This is a genomic window from Leucobacter chironomi DSM 19883 (genome assembly GCF_000421845.1).
Classification (GTDB): Bacteria; Actinomycetota; Actinomycetes; order Actinomycetales; family Microbacteriaceae; genus Leucobacter; species Leucobacter chironomi.
This window is the reverse complement of the sequence record NZ_ATXU01000023.1, coordinates 1-6,478: the sequence shown is the minus strand read 5'-3', so window position 1 is coordinate 6,478 and position 6,478 is coordinate 1. Positions and strand designations below refer to the sequence as shown.

10 protein-coding genes are annotated in these 6,478 nt (G+C 68.5%); all 10 read right to left on the bottom strand.

What is annotated here, in order from left to right; genetic code table 11:
- Positions 1 to 906, bottom strand: a 906-nt coding sequence (locus H629_RS0113740; RefSeq protein ID WP_152485737.1) for a hypothetical protein, incomplete at its 3' end; no start/stop codon positions are given.
- Between the two features lie 4 nt (positions 907 to 910).
- Positions 911 to 1,045 (bottom strand): XkdX family protein, encoded by a 135-nt coding sequence (locus H629_RS14940; protein WP_084705431.1) that lies wholly within the window; start codon positions 1,043 to 1,045, stop codon positions 911 to 913.
- On the bottom strand, positions 1,038 to 1,331 hold the full coding sequence (locus H629_RS15440; RefSeq protein WP_024357805.1) for a hypothetical protein: 294 nt from the start codon (positions 1,329 to 1,331) through the stop codon (positions 1,038 to 1,040). The genes H629_RS14940 and H629_RS15440 overlap by 8 nt, the downstream gene beginning before the upstream one ends.
- Entirely contained in the window at positions 1,328 to 1,690 is a 363-nt protein-coding gene (locus tag H629_RS15435) for a hypothetical protein (RefSeq protein ID WP_024357804.1), read from the bottom strand. The genes H629_RS15440 and H629_RS15435 overlap by 4 nt, the downstream gene beginning before the upstream one ends.
- Entirely contained in the window at positions 1,687 to 3,336 is a 1,650-nt protein-coding gene (locus tag H629_RS14320) for a hypothetical protein (protein ID WP_024357803.1), read from the bottom strand. Before H629_RS14320 ends, H629_RS15435 begins: the two co-directional genes overlap by 4 nt.
- A gap of 1 nt (position 3,337) precedes the next feature.
- A complete protein-coding gene (locus H629_RS0113715) occupies positions 3,338 to 3,751 on the bottom strand; it encodes a hypothetical protein (protein ID WP_152485736.1) in 414 nt (137 codons plus the stop codon).
- Between the two features lie 80 nt (positions 3,752 to 3,831).
- A complete protein-coding gene (locus tag H629_RS0113710) occupies positions 3,832 to 4,245 on the bottom strand; it encodes a hypothetical protein (protein ID WP_024357801.1) in 414 nt (137 codons plus the stop codon).
- Positions 4,242 to 4,625: a hypothetical protein gene (locus tag H629_RS0113705; RefSeq protein WP_024357800.1), complete on the bottom strand. Its 384-nt coding sequence runs from the start codon at positions 4,623 to 4,625 to the stop codon at positions 4,242 to 4,244. Before H629_RS0113705 ends, H629_RS0113710 begins: the two co-directional genes overlap by 4 nt.
- Positions 4,615 to 4,956, bottom strand: a complete 342-nt coding sequence (locus H629_RS0113700; protein ID WP_024357799.1) for a hypothetical protein — start codon at positions 4,954 to 4,956, stop codon at positions 4,615 to 4,617. The genes H629_RS0113705 and H629_RS0113700 overlap by 11 nt, the downstream gene beginning before the upstream one ends.
- Before the next feature lie 2 nt (positions 4,957 to 4,958).
- Positions 4,959 to 6,478, bottom strand: a 1,520-nt coding sequence (locus H629_RS15430; RefSeq protein ID WP_024357798.1) for a phage major capsid protein, incomplete at its 5' end; no start/stop codon positions are given.

The following is a 6,478-nucleotide window of genomic DNA, read 5'->3' as shown; positions in this document are numbered from 1 at the left end:
GAGCCGGTATTCGACCATGGCAGAGTCCGGGAGCGGGGTGTAGGTCTCGTCATAGTCGATGAGGTTGAGATCGCGGTCGAGGGTGACCGTGCCAGGCTCAGCGAGTGCGGGGCGCAGTTGGTAGCGGCCGTCGAGGTCGCCGTAGAGCTGCCAGCCTGCGGCCTCGGTGATCCGGTGCAGCATGTCCCAGTGCGTCTCACCGGCCTCCCACGTCTGCCCGGCATTGATCGGCAGATCAGGACCGGGCGCAAGATGACCGTTCACATGGTCGAGGATCTGCTGCACGAGCACGCGCAGACTCGTCGCGGACGAGATCCACGGGGTAGACGCGAGCCGTCGGGCGTCGTGCAGCGCGATCTCTTCGCTCGCGATCTCGACCGTCGCTAGCGTCGATGAGGCCGAGAGCGTCGAGGGGCGCACGCGCACGAGCGCGTCGAGCACCTGCGGCGGCGGCGGCAGGTACTGCCCTCCCGGCTGCCTGAGCGCCGACGTGATCGCCGAGACCGAGCGCAAACCCGCCGTAGTGACTACGGCGGGCGCTCCGCCCCACAGGCCCGACGCAGCCGAGAGACGCTGGATGCGCTCGGCCGTGTGCCACGGCGCGGTGAGCGCACGCGAGACGGCCCCGGCCGAGCCGCCCACACGTCGCGTCGCCGCACCGAGCGAGCCACCCCACCACGCGGTAAGCGCCGCCACGGACATGTCCGGCCCGAACGCTTGCCGGAGTCGGAGCCGCAGCCGGGGCCGGTCAAGAAGGTCGGCGTCAGCGGCGTGGACGGTCACGACACCCTGCAAGCGGGGCGACCACGCCGCATCCATCGTGACCCGCACCGAGACAGGATCGACCGGCAGCGGCACCCCGCTCTCATCGAGCAGCGTCACCGAATGGCGAGACAGCGGAATCATGGCGTCAACCCTGAGTTGACGGCGGATTGACGATCTCGTGGGCCTGGTCCTCGGTGATCCAGCCGCGCTGTACGGCGGCTGCGAGGCCGTCCACGTCGAGCTTGCCGAGCTGGTACAGCTTGCGGAGTCGGTCAAACATCAGTGCCTCCCATGAGCATGTCGAGAATGATCGTGTCGAGTGCGTCTTCGGTCGCGGCCAGGCGCTCGCCGTGCCCGGTCAGGCGCTCGCCCTGCTCGGCGAGATCTGCGCCCACTTCGCCGAAGGCTTCGCCCTGCTTCATCAGCTCGTGCTGCGTCTCGGCCAGTTCGGCGGCGACCGGCGCGACCGCCGCCCGCGCGGCGCTGCCCGCCTCGGCGGCGGCGTCCTGCGCGGTGCGGGCGTCCTTCCGCATCGAGATCGTGAGCGATCTGAGAGTGCTGCTCATTCTGATACCTCCTGGTAGTCAATGCGGACCATCCACAGGTCCGCGTCGGTGTGGTCTTTCAGGTACTCGGATTCGATGCCGCCGCCCTCGGCGAGCACGTAGGTCATTTCGAGCGAGGGCCGGTCAGGCTCCTCCAGCGAGAACACGGAGCCCGTGGCGTGCAACTCGACGCACGCCGCCGCTGCCGCCTCGGAGTCGAACAGCAGGCCGAGCGAGCCCGAGCGGAGCGCGGGCGGCGCGAGGGTCACGGCGACGCGGCCGGAGAGCAGTTCATGGACGCGGTTTTGCGACTTGAGCTTCTGCGAGCTATCGACCCACAGCAGCGGCTCGACGGCCTCGGGGCCGGATGAAACGATCACGGTACGGGCCGCCCTTCCCTGGTACGAACATCGACCACGACAGTGCGGGGCCGGTTGACAAATTCCGAGAGCGCTCGTTCGGCTGGTCCGAGATTGGCGGACACTCCGATACTTGCCACGCGCGAGGTGGACGTGAACGCCGCCAGCGCCTCGGCTGCGCCCTTCGTCTCGGCCTTGGCCTTGATCGTCGCGGTGCGCTCCTCCGCTACGGTGTCGAGCGCGGACTCGGCCGCCTTCGTGTTGGTGCGCGCGGTGACCTCGCTGGTGCGGTCGGATGCGGCTGCGTCGAGGTCGGCCTCGGCTTGGCCGGTCTCTGCTGCGCCTGTGAGGGTGATCGGAGAGCCGTCAGCGATCTCCTGCCCGCCACCCACGATCTGCTGCACGAGACCGGCGTATTTCTCCATCGACTCCTGCCCGCCACCCACGATCGACGCGAGCATGGGGGCGAAGTCGACGCCCTGGTCGAGCACGGCCTGCGCTTCTTCCATCGTGAGCCCCGTGGCGTCGGCGAGGGTCCGCACGTTGCTGTTGAAGTTCTGCGTAGCGTCGATGCGGGCCTGCATCGCGGCCATGTATCCGGCCGGATCAGTCGCGCCGGTCTCCGCGTTGTAATACTCACCCCACGCGCCAACCGCCTCGTCGAGCTCACCTTGAAGTTGCTCGATTGCGGCGGCCTTGGCCTCGAGTTCGGGGCCGCCCGCGGCGAGCCACGCGGCTTCCTTTTCTGCTGCGAGATCGGTCTCGGCTTGCAGCTCTTTTAGGCCGTTGACGAGGGCGCGCTGGTCGTCGACCTGCTCGCCGTGCAGTGTCTTGGTCTGGCGGGCGCGGCTCTCGGCTGCGGTGAGGGCGGCCTCTTCGGCCTCGATGATCTTGTCGAGTTCGGCGGTGTTGCCCGCGTATGCCTCAGCGAGCCGCCGGAATCCGCTTGCGGAGCCCTCGGCCTGGTCGCGCAGATCGGCGAGGTTCGTCACGCCTTCTTCCGCGGTGGTGGCGAGGTCGCGCATTCGGTCGGCGATCTGCTCGATTGAGAGTTCCCCGGTGCTGCCCGCCTCGATCCACGCAGCGGCGAGGTCGGCGGCTTTCGCTTCGAGTTGCGCGGTGTGCTCTTTGGTTTGCTCGACCGCAGCGATGATGAGGCCGATACCCGCGGCGCCGGCTACGCCTGCCGCGAGGCCAGCCGGACCCATGTTCCCGATGACGCCGCCCAGAGTGTCCTGAGCGATCTGCGCGATGTCTTCGGCCTCACCTCGGAAGCTGGAGACGGTCTCGCTGAGGTTCTGCACCGCCTCCTGCTTGAACTCGGCGACCGCCTCGCTCGCGCCCTGCGTGCCTCGGCGCACCCCGTCGTCCAGGTCTTTACCCTTGCGACCTGCGCGCACGATCTCGTCGCCGAGCTTTTCGACGTCGGCGCGGGTGCGATCACTCTCGCGCTGCGCCTCACGCATCGCCTGTTCGAGCTGGTCGCCCGACTTGCGGCCCGCGCGGCCGACGTCTTCGAGACCGTCGCCGGTCTTCTCACCGCTCTTGGCGAGGTCGCGCAGCTCCTTCTGAGCGTCTTCGAGGGGCGGAATCACATCGGATTCGATGCCCTCTCGGAAGGCTCGGCCTTCGCTCGCGACCCCGATCTCAATCGGTGGCTTCGCCATGCTATTTCACCTTCTCCAGCTTCTCGTGGATGGTCCTGACAGCGGTTTGCACCCAGAGTGATGCGACGCGCGGGATCGCCTCGGAGGAAGCCGGGTAGGCGACGTAGCCGCGCGAGCGGGGGAGCCGGAAGCCGCCGCCCATACGCCGCGTGTACTCCTTGCCGTTGCGCGAGCGCGTGGCGACTTTCGTGTCGGGGTGCGCGCCGTGCTCGATCGCTCTCGCGAGCTGCGAGAGCGGGGTCTTCCCGATCTTGCCGACTCCGCCCGCGCGGAAGAACACGTTGCGGGTTGTAACGCCCGTGCGGGCGGAGTCGGCAAGTCTGGTTTGTAGCCGGGTCGTCACCTGCGATCGGGTGGCCTCCGCCCAGATGGGCTGTGCCTGCGCTTTCGTGTGCTTCCCGATTTCGGTTCGCACATCCGTGTCAAGGCCGCGCATCGCCTGCATCAGCGTTTGTAGCGGCGACTTGACGAGGAGGCTGATCGACCCGGCCACGATCAGGGGGCGAGCGGTTCGAGAACGGGCTTTCCGACGACGCCGAGCGCGACGGAGGAGGTCGCCACGGCGTCGACGTCGCCGCCGATCGACCCGGGCTGTGCGGTCAGCGTTGCGGTGATCGCGGGGCCGCCCTTCTGCGGCTCGAACGTGACGTCGATGGACTCGCCCGTGTGCTCGAACAGGTACCGCGAGAGCGAGTCCGGCGTGTTCCAGTCCTGCGCGAAGGTGAGGTTGCACACCCACGTGGGGGTGCCCGCGAACGTGTACGCCGCGCTCGGCGTCATTCCCTTGAACTGTGCGCTCGTCGACGTGGGCACGAACTCGACCTTCGAGACGTGCGCCTCGTAGTTGTCGGACTCGACCGTGAACAGGCAGTCGGTGAGCTGGAACGGGTTGACGGCGATCTGCGTCATGATCTCTCCTTTGTCGGGGTGGCGGTGATGACGGTCAGCGTCATTTCCCAGCCGGGATACTGGCCGTTCGGGTGAACGACCTTCTGGGCGTCGGTCCACTTGATCGTCGGGTGACGGTCGATGGATGCCAGGATCTCCGTCACTGAGGCGTCGAGGCGGGCCTCAGCTTTCGCGAGATCCTTGTTCGGGATGAACACGGCGAGAATGATCTCGTGGCTCAGGTGGCCGAGCGGAGCGTCGGCCAGCTTCTCGACCCGGTTGTGCTTCACGACCACGGTTTCCCGTGTGATCGTGTCGGGCAGGCGCTGCTCGTCGACGACCTTCCAGTCGGCCGGAACGGCGATCTCATCGAGCACGTAGGCGCGCGCGCTATCGAACACGGGGCCGTCCTCCTCTGGGCCGGATGATCTGTTTGACGTGCCAGTCGAGCGGGTGCGGTGTGAGCGTGAACGAATCCCCGTCACCCATGCCGCCGTCCGTCGAGACGCTGCCCGCCGCCCACAGGTTCTGTGCCTGCCGGAGCTGCGCGAGCCGGTACTCGACGGGCACATCGTCGGAGTCAGCGGCGACGGCCGGGTCGGCCTTCCGATGCGGGGAGTACGCGACGACCTGGGCGCGAGCGACTGCGAGCAGTTCCTCCAGTCGCTCGTCGTCGTCAGGCGCGTCTTCCCACGCATCGGCGGCCGACTCGGCGTCATGCCAGCGAGTCACGATCAGCCCTGCGCCGGGGCAGCGGTGACGAGGGCGAGAGCGGCTGCGTTGTGGGTCACGTCGCCGATGTAGCCGTAGAGCGCGGGCTCGATCTGCCCGTTCGCGGGCACCAGTCCCTCAACGCGGATCGGGGAGCCGGGCAGCTCGTACATGGTGCGGGCCTCGCGCGCGCCTACGAGGGTCTTTCCGGCCCCCACCGGGCCGGGAATGATGCGGAAGCCGCCCGCGCTGCCCTCTTCCAGACCGAACGAGGCGGAGAGGTAGCCGAGCACTTCGTCGCGGCCGGTGAGCACGATATCGCGCCACAGCTCCGGCGACACGACCGCGAAGGCGGGGCTGTTCTCGGTCGCGATGATCGCGAGCGCGCCGTCGACGATCGCAGCCAGGGCCGGGGCGACGTCGGCGGGGACGGTGCCCGGGGTGACTGCCGTCGCGTCTCCCACCATGGTGGACAGCGCGTCGAGGTCGGACACGCGAGCGTAGGACTCGACCATGGAGTCGAAGTAGGCCTGCCAGAATCCCTGGTCGGGGAAGTCGGTGAACCGGCGGTCGATGCGGTGCCCGCCCGCGATGCGGCGCGCGGTCTCGGTGACCGGCTCGGTGTCGACCGCGTTGGACGGGATCTCCGCGCCGTTGCCCGCGTAGGCGGCGACTTCGGGGGCCTTCCCGTCGACGAATCGCCAGCCGCGGATATCGAAGCTGGTGAGCGTCTCAGTGCCGCACAGGTTGAAGAATCGGCGCTCGTACTTCTTCCGCTTCCACAGCTGCCCGATGTAGGTCGGCTCGGCGATGTCGGCCGAGATCGTTGCGCCGCTCGGCCCGGCGTGGTTCACGTTCGCGATCGCGAATGCGGCCGAGCCTGCGAGGTAGGGCTCAAGGCCGGATCGGTCGTTGGATCGGCTCGCCATGGCGATCGCGGCGAACAGGCCGGTGGCGCTGGTCTTGTCGTCGTTCTTCGTGTGGGTGCGGAGCTGGCGGGGGACGGATGCCGTCATGGTGGTTTCCTTCTCATCAGGGTCGGGGGTCTCGGTGGGGTCGGGGTCGGTGTCGCCGAGCGCGTCGAGCACGGCGGCGGTCACGTCGACGACGAGGGCGTCCCTCGTCGCGTCGTCGAGCGTGGTCTCGGGCTTCTCCTCCTCAAGCACTTCGACCGCGCCGTCGACGGCGGAGAACATCGCCGCGGAGGCGAACGCTCCTTGACTGCACGCGGCGGCACCCGTGAGGCGCGCCTTCACTGCTTCCGCGCCGCGACGGATCAGGCCTGCGATCTCAGCCGACAGGCGCGGCCGTGCGGCCTGGTCGGGGGCGGTGGCCCGGGCGAGCAGCTTGTCGCCCTCGGGGGTGCGGGCGATCGCGAACTCGGCGACGATGCCCTCGGGCGTCTCGACGAGGCTGGTCGCTCGGCCCACGTTCGCGAACTGCGAGTGATCCGTGAGGCCGTAGTCGCTGCCGGAGTTGAGCGACACGATCGAGGGGTCGGCGGGGATCTCGACGGTGCCCGCCGAGAACTTGATCGGCTCGG

What these genes read in the sequence shown, in the direction of transcription:
- H629_RS14940 (WP_084705431.1), bottom strand. Translation starts at nt 1,045, where the DNA reads ATGTTTGACCGACTCCGCAAGCTGTACCAGCTCGGCAAGCTCGACGTG.
- H629_RS14320 (WP_024357803.1), bottom strand. Translation starts at nt 3,336, where the DNA reads ATGGCGAAGCCACCGATTGAGATCGGGGTCGCGAGCGAAGGCCGAGCC.
- H629_RS15440 (WP_024357805.1), bottom strand. Translation starts at nt 1,331, where the DNA reads ATGAGCAGCACTCTCAGATCGCTCACGATCTCGATGCGGAAGGACGCC.
- H629_RS0113710 (WP_024357801.1), bottom strand. Translation starts at nt 4,245, where the DNA reads ATGACGCAGATCGCCGTCAACCCGTTCCAGCTCACCGACTGCCTGTTC.